This is a genomic window from Rhizobium sp. Nf11,1 (assembly GCF_050587665.1).
In the GTDB taxonomy this organism is placed as follows: Bacteria; Pseudomonadota; Alphaproteobacteria; order Rhizobiales; family Rhizobiaceae; genus Rhizobium.
Map to the genome: position 1 here is coordinate 23,742 of NZ_JBOBHU010000002.1, position 17,852 is coordinate 41,593.

At 60.8% G+C, this 17,852-nt stretch carries 17 protein-coding genes; 10 read left to right on the forward strand and 7 right to left on the reverse strand.

The features are described 5' to 3' along the window. Positions 1–8: 8 nt before the first annotated feature. Positions 9–1,025, reverse strand: coding sequence for an ABC transporter substrate-binding protein (locus tag ACQ7C1_RS03015; protein ID WP_085781836.1), 1,017 nt, complete (start codon positions 1,023–1,025; stop codon positions 9–11). 279 nt (positions 1,026–1,304) lie between these two features. Here ACQ7C1_RS03015 and ACQ7C1_RS03020 point away from each other — a divergent pair, with 279 nt between their 5' ends. The 4 genes from ACQ7C1_RS03020 (at position 1,305) to ACQ7C1_RS03035 (ending at position 4,446) form a co-directional block, all read left to right on the forward strand. Next, positions 1,305–2,543, forward strand: a complete 1,239-nt coding sequence (locus ACQ7C1_RS03020) for an ATP-binding protein (protein ID WP_430957591.1) — start codon at positions 1,305–1,307, stop codon at positions 2,541–2,543. 13 nt (positions 2,544–2,556) lie between these two features. Then, positions 2,557–3,279 (forward strand): response regulator, encoded by a 723-nt coding sequence (locus ACQ7C1_RS03025; protein WP_430957270.1) that lies wholly within the window; start codon positions 2,557–2,559, stop codon positions 3,277–3,279. Further along, on the forward strand, positions 3,269–3,448 hold the full coding sequence (locus ACQ7C1_RS03030; RefSeq protein ID WP_430957271.1) for a hypothetical protein: 180 nt from the start codon (positions 3,269–3,271) through the stop codon (positions 3,446–3,448). Before ACQ7C1_RS03025 ends, ACQ7C1_RS03030 begins: the two co-directional genes overlap by 11 nt. Positions 3,449–3,561: 113 nt before the next feature. Beyond that, entirely contained in the window at positions 3,562–4,446 is an 885-nt protein-coding gene (locus ACQ7C1_RS03035) for a DUF6030 family protein (protein WP_430957592.1), read from the forward strand. A 66-nt stretch (positions 4,447–4,512) separates the two neighbouring features. On the opposite strand, the gene ACQ7C1_RS03040 is transcribed toward ACQ7C1_RS03035, so the two are convergent. Continuing rightward, positions 4,513–5,436 carry a LysR family transcriptional regulator gene (locus tag ACQ7C1_RS03040; RefSeq protein WP_430957272.1) on the reverse strand — a complete coding sequence of 308 codons (924 nt, stop codon included), beginning with the start codon at positions 5,434–5,436 and terminating at the stop codon, positions 4,513–4,515. A gap of 133 nt (positions 5,437–5,569) precedes the next feature. Here ACQ7C1_RS03040 and ACQ7C1_RS03045 point away from each other — a divergent pair, with 133 nt between their 5' ends. Then, complete coding sequence (locus tag ACQ7C1_RS03045; RefSeq protein WP_430957593.1) at positions 5,570–6,454, forward strand: alpha/beta hydrolase; 885 nt, start codon at positions 5,570–5,572, stop codon at positions 6,452–6,454. On the opposite strand, the gene ACQ7C1_RS03050 is transcribed toward ACQ7C1_RS03045, so the two are convergent. Then, positions 6,412–7,041 carry a TetR/AcrR family transcriptional regulator gene (locus ACQ7C1_RS03050; RefSeq protein WP_430957273.1) on the reverse strand — a complete coding sequence of 210 codons (630 nt, stop codon included), beginning with the start codon at positions 7,039–7,041 and terminating at the stop codon, positions 6,412–6,414. The two genes, ACQ7C1_RS03045 and ACQ7C1_RS03050, sit on opposite strands and share 43 nt — an antisense overlap. A gap of 166 nt (positions 7,042–7,207) precedes the next feature. On the opposite strand from ACQ7C1_RS03050, the gene ACQ7C1_RS03055 reads away from it, so the two are divergent. Then, on the forward strand, positions 7,208–9,670 hold the full coding sequence (locus tag ACQ7C1_RS03055; RefSeq protein ID WP_430957274.1) for a glycoside hydrolase family 3 C-terminal domain-containing protein: 2,463 nt from the start codon (positions 7,208–7,210) through the stop codon (positions 9,668–9,670). 235 nt (positions 9,671–9,905) lie between these two features. After that, entirely contained in the window at positions 9,906–10,376 is a 471-nt protein-coding gene (locus ACQ7C1_RS03060) for an Hsp20 family protein (protein WP_430957275.1), read from the forward strand. A gap of 651 nt (positions 10,377–11,027) precedes the next feature. On the opposite strand, the gene ACQ7C1_RS03065 is transcribed toward ACQ7C1_RS03060, so the two are convergent. The 3 genes from ACQ7C1_RS03065 to ACQ7C1_RS03075 form a co-directional block, all read right to left on the reverse strand. Further along, positions 11,028–11,171, reverse strand: coding sequence for a DUF4143 domain-containing protein (locus ACQ7C1_RS03065; RefSeq protein WP_430957594.1), 144 nt, complete (start codon positions 11,169–11,171; stop codon positions 11,028–11,030). A 319-nt stretch (positions 11,172–11,490) separates the two neighbouring features. Further along, positions 11,491–12,027, reverse strand: a complete 537-nt coding sequence (locus ACQ7C1_RS03070; protein ID WP_085781828.1) for an OmpA family protein — start codon at positions 12,025–12,027, stop codon at positions 11,491–11,493. Between the two features lie 14 nt (positions 12,028–12,041). Beyond that, a complete protein-coding gene (locus ACQ7C1_RS03075) occupies positions 12,042–12,716 on the reverse strand; it encodes a L,D-transpeptidase (protein WP_430957276.1) in 675 nt (224 codons plus the stop codon). A gap of 383 nt (positions 12,717–13,099) precedes the next feature. Between ACQ7C1_RS03075 and ACQ7C1_RS03080 the strand changes: the two genes are divergently transcribed. Continuing rightward, complete coding sequence (locus ACQ7C1_RS03080) at positions 13,100–15,280, forward strand: TonB-dependent siderophore receptor (RefSeq protein WP_430957277.1); 2,181 nt, start codon at positions 13,100–13,102, stop codon at positions 15,278–15,280. Between the two features lie 4 nt (positions 15,281–15,284). Beyond that, the gene (gene fhuF, locus ACQ7C1_RS03085; RefSeq protein WP_430957278.1) at positions 15,285–16,070 is read left to right on the forward strand and encodes a siderophore-iron reductase FhuF; all 786 of its coding nucleotides are present in this window, start codon (positions 15,285–15,287) and stop codon (positions 16,068–16,070) included. Between the two features lie 12 nt (positions 16,071–16,082). Here fhuF and ACQ7C1_RS03090 read toward each other — a convergent pair whose 3' ends face one another. After that, positions 16,083–17,000, reverse strand: coding sequence for an AraC family transcriptional regulator (locus tag ACQ7C1_RS03090; protein WP_430957279.1), 918 nt, complete (start codon positions 16,998–17,000; stop codon positions 16,083–16,085). Between the two features lie 96 nt (positions 17,001–17,096). Between ACQ7C1_RS03090 and ACQ7C1_RS03095 the strand changes: the two genes are divergently transcribed. Next, entirely contained in the window at positions 17,097–17,846 is a 750-nt protein-coding gene (locus ACQ7C1_RS03095; protein WP_430957280.1) for an SDR family oxidoreductase, read from the forward strand. The last annotated feature ends 6 nt before the right edge of the window (positions 17,847–17,852 follow it).

Here is a 17,852-nt window from a genome sequence, read left to right on the forward strand (position 1 = left end):
CGGGAGAGTTACTTTGCCGACTCGATGACCTTGATCGCGTCTGCCTGCGTGTATTCCACATTGGCGACGCCGCCGGCCTGGGTATTGGCGAGGTTCGTTTCGAGATTGTCCTGGTCGATGCGCAGGAACGGCACGACGAGATCCTTCTTGACCTGCTTGCCGTCGAGGATCTGCTGGGCGACCCAGAAGGCGAGGGTGGAGACGCCAGGCGCGATGGACACCGACATCGTCTCGTAGCCCTTGGCGTCCTTCTGTTCCTTCCACCACTTCAGCTCATCTTCGCGGTTGCCCATGATGATGATCGGCATCTTCCGGTCGGTCGCGGCGATCGCTTGTGCGGCCCCATAACCGTCGCCGCCCTGCGTCACAACGCCGACGATGTCAGGCAGGCTCGGCAGGATGCCGGCGACGGCCTTCTGCGCCACGTCCTGGGCCCAGTCTCCGTGAACGGAGCCGACAATCTTGAACTGCGGGAACTGCTTGACGCCTTCGTGGATGCCGGCCGAGATCTCGTCATCGACGAAAACGCCGGCAAGGCCGCGAATCTCGAGCAGATTGCCGCCCTGCGGGAGTTTCTTCGACAGATATTCCACCTCGCTGCGGCCCATTTCCTTGAAATTGACAGCGATGCGCCAGGCGCACGGTTCGGTCACGATGCCGTCGAAGGAAACGACGGTAATGCCGGCGTCGCAGGCTTCCTTGACCGCGCCGTTCAGCGCCGTCGGCGAGGCGGCGTTCAGCACGATCGCGTCATAGCCCTGCAGGATCATGTTTTGGATCTGCGCCGCCTGTTCCGTCGCCTGGTTCTCGGCAGTGGTGAAAGGATCGGCCGCGGCAACGACGCCTGATTTTACGGCTTCGCCCGTCACCTTGCTCCAGCTCGTCAGCATCGCCTGGCGCCAGGAGTTCCCGGCATAATTGTTGGAAAGAGCGATCTTCTTGGCCGACGTGTCGGCAAAGGCGGATACGGGCATGGCGGCGCAAGCAATAGCGGCCGATGCCAGAAGCATCTTACGGATTGTCATGTCTTCCTCCCTCATGATCGCGCCGGTCGGCGGATCGCTTCACTCCTGCCGGCCAAACCAGACCCGAGTGAAAATTGTTCTTGCACTGAGCTTCCTCCTCTCAGTAAGGGCAGGATGCGGGAGATCGGCCTGCCTGTACAGGGGCAAGGCGGCAACTCGTTTGCGGGTTTTGCGCAACAAGCTGCGGGTTTACGCAAGACGGCGGCCCATTTGCGGGCGCTTACTGGGAAACGATCACGCCGGGTTGAGGAGCCTGTCGTGACGGGGGAGGAACTGACAATGCTGCATCTCGCACCGGCAGCCCTGTTCGACCACTATCTCGGCATTTCCCGGCTGCTCGCGGGCCAGCTCGACTTCCGCTCGGCCATCCGGTCGGTCGCTGCCGAGGTCGCCCACATCATCCCCCACGACCATCTCGACGTCTGCGTGCTGCTCGAAGGCGGCAACTATCACACGGCCTATGAAACGGGCATCGAGACCGCCTGGGGCGAGATCGCCGGCGCGCCTGTCGTCAACAGCCCCATCCGTTCGCTCCTGCGAGGTGAGGTCGATTTTCTGCTCACGGACGATGCCATGACAGACCCGCGTTTCCATTTCGAGGGCGCGTTCAAGCGGCCGATCGTCGAACAATCGCTGAGGAGCCGGTTGCATGTGCCGATGAAGGTGCAGGGCACGATCATCGCGGCCCTCTCCTGTTCGTCTCACAGGGCGGGCGTCTATACGATGGAGGACGTCGAACGCGCCCGCATCATCGCCGATCTGCTGACGCCCTATTTCTTTGCGCTGCAGGCGGCCGAGCAGGCGCAACGCTCGGCGATCGTGGAGGCGGAGGCACGCGCCCGCGAGGAGGGGCTGCGTCAGGGCGCGCTGAAGCTGACCGAAGCCCTGGAGCAGGAACGCCAGCGAATCGGCATGGACCTTCACGACCAGACGCTTGCCGACCTGACGCGGCTTGCCCGGCGAATCGACCGGCTGTCGCGCAACGGCGAGGTGACGCCCGAGGCGCTCGAACCCGTTTCGCGATCGCTGCAGCATTGCATGCAGGATCTGCGGCAGATCATCGAGCAGGCAAAACCCTCCGTGCTCCAGCTCTTCGGCCTCGCTCAGGCGATCGAGCATCATCTCGACCGATCGACCCGCGACACCGGGTCGGGCATCGAATGGGGCCTCGTCGACGAGACGAATGGGGCGCTCGAAAGGCTGGAGCCGACCGTCAGCGTCGCCTTGTTTCGCATAGCGCAGGAGGCGATCAACAATGCCGTGCGCCATGCCGCCCCACTGGCGATCATGGTGCGGCTCGAAGCCGACGACGAACAGCTGGCGATCGAAATCTCCGACGACGGAACCGGGCTTGCCAAGACGCGGGGACGGATCGGCGGCGGCATTGACAATATGAAGACCCGCGCGCGGCTGATCTCGGCGCGCTTCACGACTGGCCCCGGCCATAATAATCGCGGGACCGCGGTGCGCGTCGTGCTGCCGCTGGCGCCCAGCGGCCAGGCGGGCGAGCCGGACTGAGGAGAAAGAAAAGATGAAGGTTCTGATCGTCGAGGACGACCCGCTGCACCGGTCCTACCTGCATGAGGCTGTTAACGCCGCCCTGCCGGAATGCGACACGGTGATCGAGGCGGAGAACGGAACCACCGGTGAGAAGCTCGCCCGCGACCACAAGTCGGCGCATATCGTCATGGACCTGCAGATGGCGAGCCGCAACGGCATCGAGGCGGCGCGCACGATCTGGAAGGAGCGGCCGGAAACCCGCATCCTGTTCTGGTCGAATTATTCGGATGAGGCTTATGTGCGCGGCGTCTCGCGCATCGTGCCGGATGGCGCCGCCTATGGCTATGTGCTGAAATCCGCCTCTGACGAGCGATTGAAGCTTGCGCTGCGCTCGATCTTCATCGAGAGCCAGTGTGTCATCGACCGCGAGGTGCGTGGTCTGCAGCAGAAGAGCCTCGGCCAGACCAACGGCTTCACCGATTCCGAATACGAGATCCTCGTTGATATAGCCCTCGGTCTGACTGACCGGGCCATCGCCAGACGCCGGAGCCTGTCGCTGCGCAGCGTGCAAAACCGCCTGCAGCAGCTCTACGACAAGCTCGACGTCTATCAGACGGCTGGCGACGACCACGAGGACGGCCGCTTCAATCTCCGCGCCCGCGCCGTCACGATTGCTTTCCTGCGTAAACTTCTGAATTACAGCGCTCTCGAACGCGCTGAGGCGGAGCTGCAGGAATGGCTTGATGGAAAGTAATTCCCGAAGGATCGGCGACATAGGCGAGCTTTTCTTTTGGGCGCAGCCGTTTCAAGGCTGCCGCTTGACGCTCGATACACTCGACATCAAAATCGCGGTTTCGAAGGTGAGCCGGCTGTACCGCTTTCACATCGTCGCTCGCCTCAAAAGGTTTGGCCACGGGGATTGACCAGGCGCCGACCGACACCGCTGGTCGCAAGCTTGCGAGGCAACGCAGTGAATAAATTGTTCTCAGCAGCCGGTTCTTCTCGCGACAGCCCATCCAAGCGCTGGAAGTTCCCGTTGCTGAGCAACCGCCGCCCGTTACGTCGGGCAGCGCTGTTGCTACTCGCCCTGCTTGTCGCAACGATTGCGGTTTCTTACCTTGACATCCGCCAATCCGAATCTCCGACCGAGGACTTGGAAAAGGGAGCGCTCAACAAGGCTGCCCCTTCGCCACGCCCAACCGTCCACTCTGATCCGGCTGCTTTTTTTCTTCGTCCGACGATATCCATATCGCGGCATCTGATGGAGGTCCCAAAGCTCGACCTGGCAAGCCAGTTTCTGCGCATGTGGCTGGTCTCGGGCGCCAATATTTGCAGCGCTCTTCGAGAGGCCGGCATAGAGGTGAGCGAATGGAAAGCCGCATCGATGCGCAATCGCGATTATGAATGTTATTTTCAGCGCATCTACGAACGGGACGAGGTGAGGCCACTGAGCTCGACCTTCCTCAGGATTCGTGGAGATGAGACGGGTAATATTGTTGAGATCCGCGCCAAGATCGTCGGACCGAAGATTGATGCTGAGGGACTTCTCGCCCCTGAAGTGCTGCGCATTTTCGAGATCATTGTGAAGCAGGCATGCTGGCGAGATTTTGAAGATGCGCTTGCGTCGATCCAAAGACTTCGCGAAGTCGAGGCCGAACGATTCGGCTCTTATCTCAGCTTCACGCGCGAAGCCGGCAGCGAGAACAGATTTAGTTTTGCTCTAGGCCTCAAGGCAGCTCCAGGTTCGCAGGCAAGAACCAGGGCGTATTTTTCGGCAGACCGCTGGCTCGCCATGACGGATCCGCGCATCCCGCGGACATCATCCGCATCGATCGCAATGGCGCGTTCAGATCAGCCGATGGCACTCAATGGCGGAGCAAGTGCCGGCTCCGATTCAAAACCAAGCCGGAACTGCGGCTGAGCATCAAAGCCCCCAGCGTTGTGAGTAGGGAAAGTGTACCCGCCTCGGATATGGCGCGACAGCGGATCAGCGCGACAGGCTGGCTGCCGGTCGAAAAGCGTCGGCTCGGGCGGCGCAATTCTCGACGACGAAATCCACGAAAGCGCGGACTTTGGGCGAAAGCTGGCGATTGGACGGCCAGACCAGCGAGAGCGAGCCGAAGGGCACCATGAAGGAGGTGAGGACGGGGATCAGGCTTCCCGCTCGCATATGCGATGCCGCGACATAGACGGGCAGGTGGGCAAGGCCAAGACCATCCTGCGCTGCCCGCAGCCCCGCGTCCGTATTGTTGAACGTCAGGCTTCGCGGCAGAAGCAGCCGCTCGTGCGGCGTCTTGAAGGCCCATGACGCGATACGGCCGCTGGATGGGTATTTGAAATGAATACAGGCATGCCGGGAGAGATCGGCAGGTGTCTCCGGTTGTCCATGGCGATCGAAATAGTCGGGGCTGCCGCACACGACGAAATGCTGATCGCCAAGGTGGCGGGCGATCAGCCGCGTATCGGCAAGCTCGCCGCTCCGCACCACGACATCCAGACCCTCTTGAACCAGGTCTATGACCCTGTCTTCGAAATCCACATCCAGTTCGATTTCCGGGAAGCACTCGGCAAAGGCCGGCAGTAAAGGCATCAGCAGATGGTGTCCGACGATGTGCGGAACGCTGACGCGCAGGCGGCCCGTTGGGCGTTCCCGGCTATGCAGGACGGTTGCCTCTGCGTCCTGCATATCGTCGATGATGCGCTTGTAGCGCTCGTAAAGGACCGCCCCTGCGTCCGTCAGGCTGATGCTGCGCGTCGTCCGGTTGAAGAGCCGCACACCGAGCCGGCTTTCAAGACGCGCCACGGCCTTGCCGATCGCCGACGGCGAAACGCCGGCAACGCGCGCGGCTGCGACATAACTCTGCTGTTCGGCTGCATGAACGAAGGCGAAGAGGTTCGCGAGACTATCCACGGCAAGATCCGATTAGAGACATTTTGTCCTTTATGTAAGGCCACCCGTGGCAGTTGATCAATATTGCGTAACAAATATCCTTTGTTCGACAGCGGGAACGGATAGGCCTGCCAAGATAAAGGGAGTGGATGGCATGCGGGACTACGCGAGAGAGTTGCCGGAGCACACGGGCATATATATTGGCGAGAACGACCTTTTCCTGGAAATCTTTCGCGGGAACGATCGCTCGGATGAGGCCGATCGACCGCCTCTGCTCTTTGTCCATGGCGCCTTCACCGGCAGCTGGATGTGGAGCAAGTACATTCCCCACTTCATGGCGGCGGGGTGGGATTCTTACTGCATCAATCTGCGAGGTCACTACAAAAGCAGGTCGGTGGATTTCACGAAGGTGGAATTCGAGAACTATCTTGAAGATATTCGTGAGGCGATTTCCGCAATCGCTGGGGAATGTGCTGTTCCTCCTGTTGTGATCGGTTTCAGCATGGGCGGAATCCTCAGCCAGAAGCTGGCGGAAAGCGTTGGCATTGCCGGGCTGGTATTGATCGATTCCAGCATCTCCAGGCAGGTGCATGACGAGGTGCCCTACCAGGATCTTGCGCCTGAGATACCTGGCGTCGTTATTCCCGCGCCGGCGCGTGACGAGCAGTCCAGCCCTGACGAGACGCCCGACGATATCGCCTTCCAGCGGAAGTACCTGTCGATGGAATCCGCCAGAGCCTTCGGTGTCTTTTCCTTCCATTTCGGAGCCGAGGGGATTTCCATCGACGGCAGCAAGATCACCTGCCCCAGCCTGGTCATCTCAGCTGTCACCGACGCAGCCGCCGACCGGCGAGGGCAGGCGATGGCACGGCACATCGGCGGCGAGTATCTCGGTCTCCGGGGCACGACGCATACGGGTTTGCTGGTCGGCCAAAGGTACCACGAAGCCGTCAGCCGCATCATGATCTGGCTCACGCGCTTCGATGAAAAGAGAGTTCATCCCTCCAGACCGAGGCTCGCCAGCAGGCGGTCGAGATAGTCTTCCAGACCGCCGACCATATCGAAGCGATCGGGGTCGCGCAGCCAGAGCATCTGCAGGCCATCCATCACGGCGATTAGTTCGGCCGCGATCACCTTGCTGTCGATCCTCTTGTCGATCGAGCCATCGGCGATCGCCCGCTCGAAAGTCGCGGCGATGTCCTTCTGCATCTCCGCAGTGCGAGCGAGAAACCACGCCTTGGCGGGGTGATCCTTCATCAGGCTTTCGGCATTCAGAATCGCGAAGGCTCTGACGACCTCGATCATTTCGGCATTGCGGCGGAAGATATCGACCATGCCCTTGAGCAGGCCGCGGACATCGGAGCGATAGTGCCCGATGAAATCGGCGCTATCTAGATCGCGCTTGGCGAGGATCGCGAGCAGCAAATCGACCTTGGTGGGGAAATGGTGCAGCAGGCCGGGCAGCGACAGGCCGACGTCCCGGGCGATATCGCCGATCGCGGCATTCTGATAGCCATCTTCGGCAAAGCGCCGCATCGCCGCGGCCAGGATTTCCGCGCGGCGCTCCTCTCCTTTGGGGGATCGACGCCGTCTTTTCTCGTCCTGTCCCGTCTTCCGTTCTGCCATTATTTCTCCCGTCGGCCTCTTTTAACGGCGATGCGCCGATCCGCAATGCTCCGGCCGATATATCCTCTTCTTCTTACATCAGCTCCGTCAGCTTGACATATTAAAAATACCGAGTAATCGGTAGGTTTAACAGACGGTGCTCGCAGTCTTTGAACGGGAGGTTTGCATGATCGATTCCATTCTCGACGAGATGACGCTCGAAGAACAGGTCTCCTTGCTGTCGGGCTCCGATTTCTGGACGACCGTGCCCGTCGAGCGGCTTGGCGTGCCGAAGATCAAGGTGACGGACGGGCCAAACGGCGCTCGCGGCGCGGGCTCGCTGGTCGCCGGCGTCAAGGCGACCTGCTTTCCTGTCGCCATTGCGCTCGGCGCCAGCTGGAATCCCGATCTCGTCAGGCAGATGGGGGTTGCCATTGCGCGCCAGGCAAAGAGCAAGGGAGCGGCCGTGCTGCTCGCGCCGACAGTGAATATTCATCGCTCCGGCCTCAACGGCCGCAATTTCGAATGTTACTCCGAGGATCCGATGCTGACATCAGAACTCGCGGTCGCCTATATAGAGGGCGTGCAGAGCGAGGGGATCGCGGCGACCATAAAACACTTCGCCGGCAATGAATCCGAGATCGAGCGGCAGACCATGTCGTCCGATATCGACGAGCGGACGCTGCGCGAAATATATCTTCCGCCCTTTGAGCAGGCGGTGCGCCGCGCCGGCGTCATGGCGGTCATGTCCTCCTATAACCGCCTCAACGGCACCTATACGAGCGAGCATCAATGGTTGCTGACCAAGGTGCTGCGCGAGGAATGGGGCTTCGACGGCATCGTCATGTCCGACTGGTTCGGCTCGCATTCCACGGCCGAGACGATCAATGCCGGCCTCGATCTCGAAATGCCGGGCCCGGCGCGCGACCGCGGCGAGAAGCTGGTTGCGGCCGTGCGCGAAGGCAAGGTGGAAGCCGCCACCGTGCGGGCGGCGGCGCGGCGCATGCTGCTGCTGCTCGAGCGCGTCGGCGCATTCGAGAACAAGCCCGATCTCACCGAACGGGCGGTCGACCTGCCGGAAGACCGGGCGCTGATCCGGCGCCTCGGTGCCGAAGGCGCGGTGCTCCTCAAGAATGACGGCATCCTGCCGCTTGCCAAGACCTCGCTCGATCGGATCGCCGTCATCGGACCGAATGCGGCGAGCGCCCGCGTCATGGGTGGGGGCAGCGCGCAGATCGCCGCGCATTATACGGTGAGCCCGCTCGAAGGCATTCGCGCCGCTCTTTCCAATGCCAACAGCATCAGCCACGCCGTCGGCTGCCGCCATAACCGCCTGATCGACGTGTTCAAGGGAAAGATCACCGTCGAATATTTCAAGGGGCGCGGCTGCAAGGGCACTCCACTTCACGTCGAGACCGTCGACAAGGGCGAATTCTTCTGGTTCGAACTGCCGTCGGGCGAACTCGACCCCGCCGATTTCTCCGCCCGGATGGTGATGCAATATGCGCCTGAGGAGAGCGGCCAACATGTCTTCGGCATGACCAATGCCGGACTGGCGCGGCTCTTCGTCGACGGCCGGTTGATCGTCGACGGCCATGACGGCTGGGTGCGCGGCGAGAATTATTTCGGCACTGCCAACGACGAACAGCGCGGCGCGGTGACGCTCGAAGCGGGCAGGCCTTACGAAATTGCCGTCGAATATGAGCCATCCACGGCGAACGAGGAGGGCATCAACCTCATCGCCGTCCGCTTCGGCGTCGAAAAGCCGCTCGGCGAGGCCGACATCGAAGTCGCCGTCGAAACGGCCCGCAATGCCGATGTCGCGCTGCTCTTCGTCGGTCGCGACGGCGAGTGGGACACGGAAGGGCTGGATCTGCCCGATATGCGGCTACCGGGGCGGCAGGAGGAACTGATCGAGAAGGTCGCCGCCGCCAACGTCAACACCGTCGTTGTGCTGCAGACCGGCGGTCCCATCGAGATGCCCTGGCTCGGCAAGGTCCGCGCCGTGCTGCAGATGTGGTATCCCGGACAGGAACTCGGCAATGCCGTTGCCGACGTGTTGTTCGGCGAAGCCGAGCCGGGCGGCCGCCTGCCGCAGACCTTCCCGAAGGCGCTTGCCGACAATTCCGCCATCACGGGCGATCCTGCCGTTTATCCCGGCAAGAATGGGCATGTGCACTATGCCGAAGGCGTCTTCGTCGGCTACCGCCATCACGATATCAGCGCCGTCGAACCTCTCTTCCCCTTCGGCTTCGGCCTTAGCTATAGCCGCTTCCGTTGGGGCGAACCGCGACTCTCCGCGGGAGAAATGGATCCTGAAGGCATAACCGTCAGCATTGACGTCACCAATACAGGCGACCGGCCAGGCTCGGAACTGGTCCAGCTCTATGTACGCTCGCCGTTAGCCAAAGTGGAACGGCCGGACAAGGAACTGCGCGCCTTCGCAAAGCTCTCGCTGCAACCCGGCGAAACAGGCACAGCCGTTATGAAGGTTCTGCCGCGCGATCTGGCCTATTTCGATATCGAGGCCGGCGCCTTCCGGGCCGAACCGGGTGGTTATCACCTCGTCCTGGCGGCGAACGCCGCCGATACAAGATTCGTGCTCCACCTGCCGTCACCGGCCGGCTACGTGCTGCCGCCGACCTCATGATTCCGATGTCGAACGGCCAGGCGCCATTGGTTGAGCTGAATGAAAACAGTGAGCAAGAGGCGCGCCGGACTGCCGGGTAAAGCAGGCCGAAATTTTTTAGATTCTCCTCTTGAATGGAAAATCATGCGGAACCAGATCATCGTCGTCGGCAGCGCAAAAGCGGGCCGATGATCAGAGGAGAGACGCAGGTTTCCGACGCGTCTCCAACCCATGTTGCTTTACGGAGGATATGGCTATGAGAAACGAACTTGATTTCGCCCCCCTTTACCGGTCCAGCATCGGATTCGACCGTGTCTTCAATCTCCTGAACAATGCGCAGCGCCTGCAGGCGATCGAGACCTGGCCGCCCTATGACATCGTCAAGACGGGCGAAGACGACTATCGCATACAGATGGCGGTGGCCGGCTTCGCCGAAGGTGACCTCGACATCACCCAGGAGCGGAACGTCCTTCTGGTGAAGGGGCAAAAGCCCGATGGGAAAGAAGGCGAATATCTGCATCGCGGCATCGCCGGGCGCGCATTTGAACGCCGCTTCGAGCTGGCCGATCACGTCAGGGTCGAGAACGCCTCGCTGAGGAACGGTATTCTTTCGATTGCGCTGAAGCGTGAAGTGCCCGAAGCCATGAAGCCGCGCAAGATCGCTATCGGAGACGGCTCCTTTCAGCAGGCGCCTCTTCAGATCGAAGCCGAGCGTCAGGTGGCTTAAGGAGAGCCTCTCCATGAAGTCCCGAATTAAGCCGTTTATCGTGGAGATCAGGAAACGTCGCGGAAGTAGCGCGAAAAATTCGACAAAACCTGTGTTTTCGAGGTCGCTGGGCAAGCTCGGCAGCACGCACGCCGTTTCTGAAGCGCGATCCTGAACAGGGTTTCCGCGTCGACTGGGGCCGGCGCCATGTGGCCGGCCCTTGTGCACAAATGATGCGGACCGAGTTTGCTCTTCCTCGAACTCTCACCCGCGACGAGATCGTTGCGTTTCGCGCCCGCTCCTTACGGTCCGTCTCTGCAGTGATTTGTGACGACCTCATTGCTTTCAATTGGTCATGTCATGACTTTTCAAACGGTCATCTTTGCCGCCGTTGCGCTAGCGATGTGAGGGCTTGACGTGTTGGTGCTCCTGGCGATCACGGATCGAACTGGGACGAGCGACATTCTTCAAACTGGCACGAATGGCCCAGCCCCTGACCCGCCCGGCGCTTTTCGATCGCAGCTCACATTGTCCATAGAAGTGATAGCGGGGCGGCTTGTAGCTTTTCTCCGAATGGGGTCACTCGGTCGTGGTCGTGTAAGACGAGCCCTCGCACGAAACGCTCGCCGACCGCCTTTTGTAACTGGCGCAGCCCGCGAAAATCGTCAGCCTTCACCGTTGCCGACGCTTTACTTCAATCCCAACAACCCGGCCGCGCCGATCCTCGACGATGACATCGACTTCATCTTGGTCTCTCGTCCGGTAGTGGGAGAAGGAAAAGCGCCGGTCTGACCAAGACGCCAGTTCTCGGCAAATTTAAAGTCTAGGCCCGGCTAATTTTAATCTATTCCACGGCTAGTCTAACCGCACGACCGTCAAATTACAGGCGTTCCGGCGCGGATGAAGATCGAAATACGCCGGTGTTCAATGAGAACTTCCAGGTCCATGGCGTGGCAAGGTCTGGCGGCAGGATGGCAAGCTGGACCGCCCATGCAGATTTCGTCCTCGATGCCTCGAACTAGACGCTTCGTGATCGGCGGCCCGTCCATCGCGGCCTCATCACCATCCCGACGGGGCGTGCTATACATGTACTAAGCAACCTTTGTTCGGCCCGTCCCGGAAAGTTCATCTGCGATCAAACCGCATCCGGCTGGGTGCGCAGATTGGTGACGACGCGCCGGTTCTGCACCTTGCAGGAGCGCTCCGTGCAGTCGCGGACTTCGCGGTCGTTTCCGTAGCCCTTGGCCCACATGCGCTTGGGGTCTACGCCCTTCGAGGCGAGATAGGCCATCGCCGCATCGGCGCGCTTCTGCGACAGCGTCTGCATATTGGAGGCGGAGCCGGAATCGTCGGCAAATCCCTGCAGCTTGAGCAGCCACGTTGGGTTCCTGTTGAGCCAGGCGGCCTGGTTGTCCAAGGTTGCCATGGCGACGGTATCGAGCGCGGCGGAGTCCTGCTTGAAGTAGATCCGTCGGCCGACATTGAGAATGAAATCCTCCTCGCTACCAGCCGCAACGTTCTCGAAACCGGGGGCGGGGTCGTTGGTCTGGCCGGTCATCGGCACCGCGGCCGGTTCTTCCAGGGAGGCGACCTCGGTGGTGGAGCAGGCGGCGAGCGCCAAGAGCATGGCTGCGCCGGCAAGGCGCTTGGTGTATCCGATCATAGCAGACATAGGGGTGATATTCCTCATTCGACCGGAGTTGTTTCGCTAACCTGAGTGGCGCCCTCAGCCTGGTCGGCAATATGCGGCAGAACCTGTACGGCCGTGCCAATGGGGCAGCGCTGGTAAAGATCGATGGCGTCTTCGTTGAACATGCGGATACAGCCGCTGGAGGCGTCCCTGCCGATGCTCCATGGCTCCAGCGTGCCGTGGAACCGATAGCCGGTGTCGACGCCGTCGCGATGCAGATACATGGCGCGAGGGCCGAGCGGGTTCTTCGGTGAGCCACCCGAGACGAATTCCGGCAGTTCGGGATGGCGCTTGCGCATCTCCGGCGGCGGCGTCCAGCGCGGCCAGAGCGATTTGGCGTCGATGGTGGCGCGGCCAAACCATTTGAAACCTTCGCGACCGACCCCGACGCCATAGCGTATGGCGGTCTTGTTCTCCATGATCAGGTAGAGAAAATGGTGCCTTGTATCGACGACAACGGTACCGATCGGCTCACTGCTAAAATACTTGACGACCTGGCGATGCCAGCGCTTGTCGATTTTCGCGAAATTGGTGCTGCGGAATGTCACGCCGTTATCGACGGCTGTGCCGTCGAAATAAGAAGCTGCCGCGGCGGCTGCCGGTTTGCTGACGGCGCCGGTCCCAAGCAACGCCAATCCACCGAGCATAATACTCCTGCGTGTCCACACCATCGGCTAAATCCCCCCTGAAAGCCAACAAGCGAAGTGGCAGTAAACCAGATTTTTTATTTGCCTCAATAGAAAACTCCTCTCCCTATCAAGATCGATAGAGAATCTAGGGTCGCCTGATGCTGTATTGCTTCGGTCGTTACTCCGGGCGGGAGAATGTTATGCCGACTGCGTACGGATCCGCAAAGGACAGGAGGCGCGGCGGGAGCCTGCATCGCAGGCGTTCCGTGCCAGCCTTCCAGTGTCGATGCTGGGTGCAACCTGTTCGCGAATGGCCGTGATAGGCAGATCATAGAATAAAAGGTGACTAAATTAATCATGTTATGTTGACAGGCTCCACTTCGCTCCATAGGTTCCGCCCGCATCCGTGACGTAGGGACCAAGCAATGGCGCGTGTTTTTTTGAATGTTTCTAATAATGTATCGCGAATTTATAGAGATAGCCTTTGTGCGACGACCGCGATGGTCCTGATCGGCATTGCAGCATCGCCGGCTGCTGCCCAGAGTGCCTCCGCAGGTGACACCGCGACGACACTGGAGCCAATCGTCATTCAAGGTGCAGCCTCTGATAGCAAGACCGACCGGACGTCGGTCACTGCCAAGAACAGCGCCGGCGCGACCAAGATCAGCACGCCGCTGGTCGAGACCCCGCGCTCGATCTCGGTCACCACAGAGAAGGAAATCGAGCAGCGCGGCGCCCAGACGGTTATCGAGGCGGTGCGTTACACGGCCGGCGTGACGACAGGCCCCAACGGATTCGATCCGCGTTTCGACCAGATTTTCATCCGCGGCTTCAATATTACGACGGTCGGCGACTACCGTGACAGCCTGCGCCAGCCCTACATCAACTACGGCATGTTCCGTACCGATCCCTATCAGCTGCAGCGCGTGGAGGTGATCAAGGGACCGGTTTCCGTTCTTTACGGTTCGGGATCGCCGGGCGGCCTCGTGAACAAGATCTCGAAGCTTCCGACCGAAGAGCCGATCCGCGAAGTCGGCATCACCTACGGCACCAAGGATCGGGTGCAGGGGATGTTCGATTTCGGCGGGCCGATCAGCGAAGACAACGACGATTTCCTCTATCGCATCGTTGGCCTCGCCCGCCGCGGCGATACCAATTTCGACATTGCCGACGACCGCTACTTCCTCGCGCCGTCCTTCACCTGGAAGCCCGACGAAGGTACGTCCTTGACGATATATGGTCTGGCGCAGTCCGACGAGACCGACGCCAATGTCGGCGCGGTCACGACTCAAGGCGGCGAGATTCTCGATATCCGGCAGAGCGATCCCGACTACGACTATCAGAAGGTCAAGCAGCAGCAGATCGGCTATCAGTTCGAGCATGATTTCGACAATGGCCTGACCTTCCGGCAGAACCTGCGTTACTCGCACCTCGACCTTCGCGCCCGCTATCTCGGCATTTCGAGCTGGACCGGAACCGTCGCGCACCGCAATGCAAGTTCGATCCGGGACGAGATGAACGTCTTCCAGGTCGACAACCAGCTCGAGGCGAGGTTCGATACAGGCTCGCTTGCGCATACGATGCTGTTCGGGCTCGACTACACCAATCTCCAGTCGAACTGGGGCTACGGCTTCGATGCAGCCAACCCGGCATTCGATTTCGATATTGCCAATCCGACCTATGGCGTCTCGGGTGCGACGCCGGCCTATAACTTCATCGTTGCCGATGCCGACATGCGCCAGGTCGGCGTCTACGCCTTGGACCAGATCGAAGCCGGGAACTGGCGCTTCAATCTTGGTGGCCGCCAGACCTGGGTCAACCAGACGCGTGACACGACCTATCCTTCCTTCGGGATGAGCGACTCGGAAGACGTCAATAAAAACGCCTTTTCGTGGCAGGCCGGGGCGCTTTATCTCTTCGACAACGGCCTTGCGCCTTTCGTCTCCTATTCGACGTCATTTGATCCCGTGACTAACCGTTCGACTTCAGGCAAGATTCTGGAGCCGACCGAGGGTGAACAGTACGAACTGGGCGTCAAATATCAGCCGCCAGGCACAGATATCCTCCTGTCGGCGGTTGCGTATCACATCGTCGAAAAGAACAAGCCGGTGCTGGTCGATCCACTGACGCTTGCCTATGACTCGCTCGGCGAGGTGACGGGAAAGGGTATCGAACTTGAAGCTCGCGCGGCTGTGGGCGATGGATGGGACCTGATTGCGGCTTACACTTACAACCATTCTGAAGTGACCGCGGGTACCAACGAAGGCAATACGCCGGCCGTGACTCCCTCGCACGTCGCCAGCCTCTGGGCCAATTATACGTTCCAGGAAACCAATCCCTTCCATGGTCTCTCAGTCGGCGCGGGTGTCCGTTATGTCAGCGAAAATTGGACCGATACCGCCAATACATCGAAGAACCCTTCAGGTTTCTATGTCGATGCGTCCGCCGCTTATGATTTCGGTGCAATCGACAAGAAATACGAAGGCCTGACTGCGGCCTTCGCCATCCGCAACATCGCCGATGAGCGCGACACGGTCTGCAACGAGGGCTTCTGCTATCTCGGCCAGGGTCGCAACATGACCGGCACCCTAAAGTATCGGTGGTAGCACCATGGCGGCAGAGATGAACGGGGCGGCCTCACGCCCTTCGATCGCCGATCATCCTGTCGCCCACCAGGCCGTCGATCTCGACGGCCTGGTGGGCGACGGCCCGTTCGCCTATTGCCGCGGCAAGCTGCTCGCCTCTCCGCCGCCGGCCGGCATTGTCATTCCCTGCAGGGACCTTGGCGACCCCGACGTCTTTGACGGGATCATCGCCCGCTATGCTCAAAAGTTTCCGGGCAGCGATCGCCGCGCGATCGTCTCCATGTGGACGCTCTATTATTTCAGCATGCTGACGATCGCCCCGAGTGTCCACATGTTCGTCAACCGCATCGCCCTGCCGTTGGAAATCGACCGGCTGTCGCTCGTTTGCAATGCTGAGACGGGCGAGCCGGAAGCATTCGTGATGTCCGACAGTCCCGAGATTGCCACCGATCCGGCTGCCGCGCTTCACCGGCTGATGCTCGGCCACGCCGAGCCCGTCATCGCGGCGATTGCCGCCAATGCTGGCGTGGCGCCGAAGCTTCTCTGGAACAATGCAGCGGCCTATCTCTCCTGGATACTGAAAGAGATCGCTCACCGCCATGAGCCGGCCCTCGTCGAAGGCGGTCTGGCGCTGCTGAATGATGCTGAGTGGCCGGGCGGCGGGCGCAATCCGATGTTCGGCATGATCCGCATGGCGCGCCAGCAATGCGGGTTGGAATTCGCCCGCCGCAAGGTCTGCTGCCTGCGTTATAACCTGCCTGGCGTCGGCGGCTGCGGCGAAGCCTGCCCGCTGCCGGACGGACGGCATTGAGGCCGATTAGAATTATGCGGCGGCGTTTGACATGGTCTTTGCCTGCTCGGCATATCGTGACGGCGGCAATCCGACAAAGCGCGTGAATGCCGTGCTGAACGCGCTTGCGGAGCCATAGCCGACGCGCTCGGCGATCTCCTGAATTCCGATATCGCGTTGCCTCAGCAGATTTTTGGCGAGCGCCATGCGCCATGATATCAGATACTCCATTGGCGCCAGACCCACAGTGCGGCGGAAGCGGTTGAAAAACGCCGACCGCGACAGGGCCGCCTCTCGGGCAAGCTGCTCCACCGTCCATTCCCTGGCCGGATTTTCGTGCAGCCGACGGATGGCCAGGGCAAGACGTGTATCGCTCAGACCCCGCAGGATTCCGAGCGGCGCTTTCTCCCCGGCATTCGAGCGCAGCGCCTCGACAAGCAAGACTTCCAATAGCCGCGCCAGGATCATATTCTTTCCCGGCCGCTCGGTGCGGGCTTCGTCCGTGACGAGCTGTACGATCGCCGACAGTCTGCTGTCGCCGCGGATATGAATGATCCGCGGCAGCAGGGAAACCAGCAACGCCGCGTCAGGCGAGCCGAAAGCGAAGTGGCCGACAAGCAGGCGTGCATTCGGAGTCCCTTCGGGATCGCCGTGACGGGTCTCTTCAGGAAGCATCGTGACGGTGAGGGGATCGATGCCGGGCGATAATCCGTCGTCCAGGCTCGACATCATGAAGGCATGGGCGGCCGGGATCAGGATGAAGTCGCCTTGGCGGAGCGTGATATGCTCGTCCTCCGCGCTCAACCGCGAAGAACCCTCCAGAACGACGCAGTAGAAGGGCTGACCTGTCTCCTGGCGCTCCACGCGCCACGTCCCTGCGCCGCTGGCGAGCTTTGAATGGCGCGCCGCTGGCTGCAGCAGCGTCACCATATCAGCCAGCGGGTCGCTCAATCGATACTCCTGATAACGAAACAGGGACGGCGCATGATATGCAGTACGGTAGTCGCCGTCTACCTCTGTTGCTGTCAGAATGGATAGGAGACAGATATGAAGACCGTTCTTGTTACAGGATGCTCGTCGGGGTTTGGGCTGGAAATTGCCAGGTTCTTTCTCGCGCAGGGCTGGAAGGTGATCGCCACCATGCGAACGCCGCGCCAAGACCTTCTGCCGCCTTCGGACCAACTCAAGATCGTCGCGCTCGATGTCACGAGCCCTGAAAGCATCCGCGCTGCCGTTGAGACCGCTGGTCCTGTGGATGTGTTGGTAAACAATGCCGGCATCGGCTGGCTCAACGCGGTTGAGGGAACGCCGATGGAGATCGCCCGCGAGATTTTCGAGACGAACACGCTTGGAACGATCGCGATGATGCAGGCAATTCTGCCGCAGATGCGGGAGCGGCAGGAAGGCATTGTTGTCAACGTCACGTCAAGCGTGACGCTCAAGCCGCTCCCGCTCATCTCGGTCTATGCGGCCAGCAAGGCCGCAGTGAACGCGTTCACCGAATCTGCCGCGCTCGAGCTCGAGCCTTTCAATGTGCGTGTGAGGATCGTGCTCCCGGGGCGCGCGCCGCAGACGCGGTTCGGCGATACGGCGCGCTCACTGATTCAACAACAGGGCGGCTTCCCGCAAGCCTATTCGTCGGTCGTCGCAGAGGTGTTCGCATCGTGGGAGCAACAGTCGGAGACCGCCCTGACACAGCCCGTCGACGTCGTCGAGGCGGTATGGCGTGCTGCGACCGATCCTTCCTCTCCATTGCGCATCCCTGCAGGGGCCGACGCGGAAGCATTGGCGGGATGAAGGCGG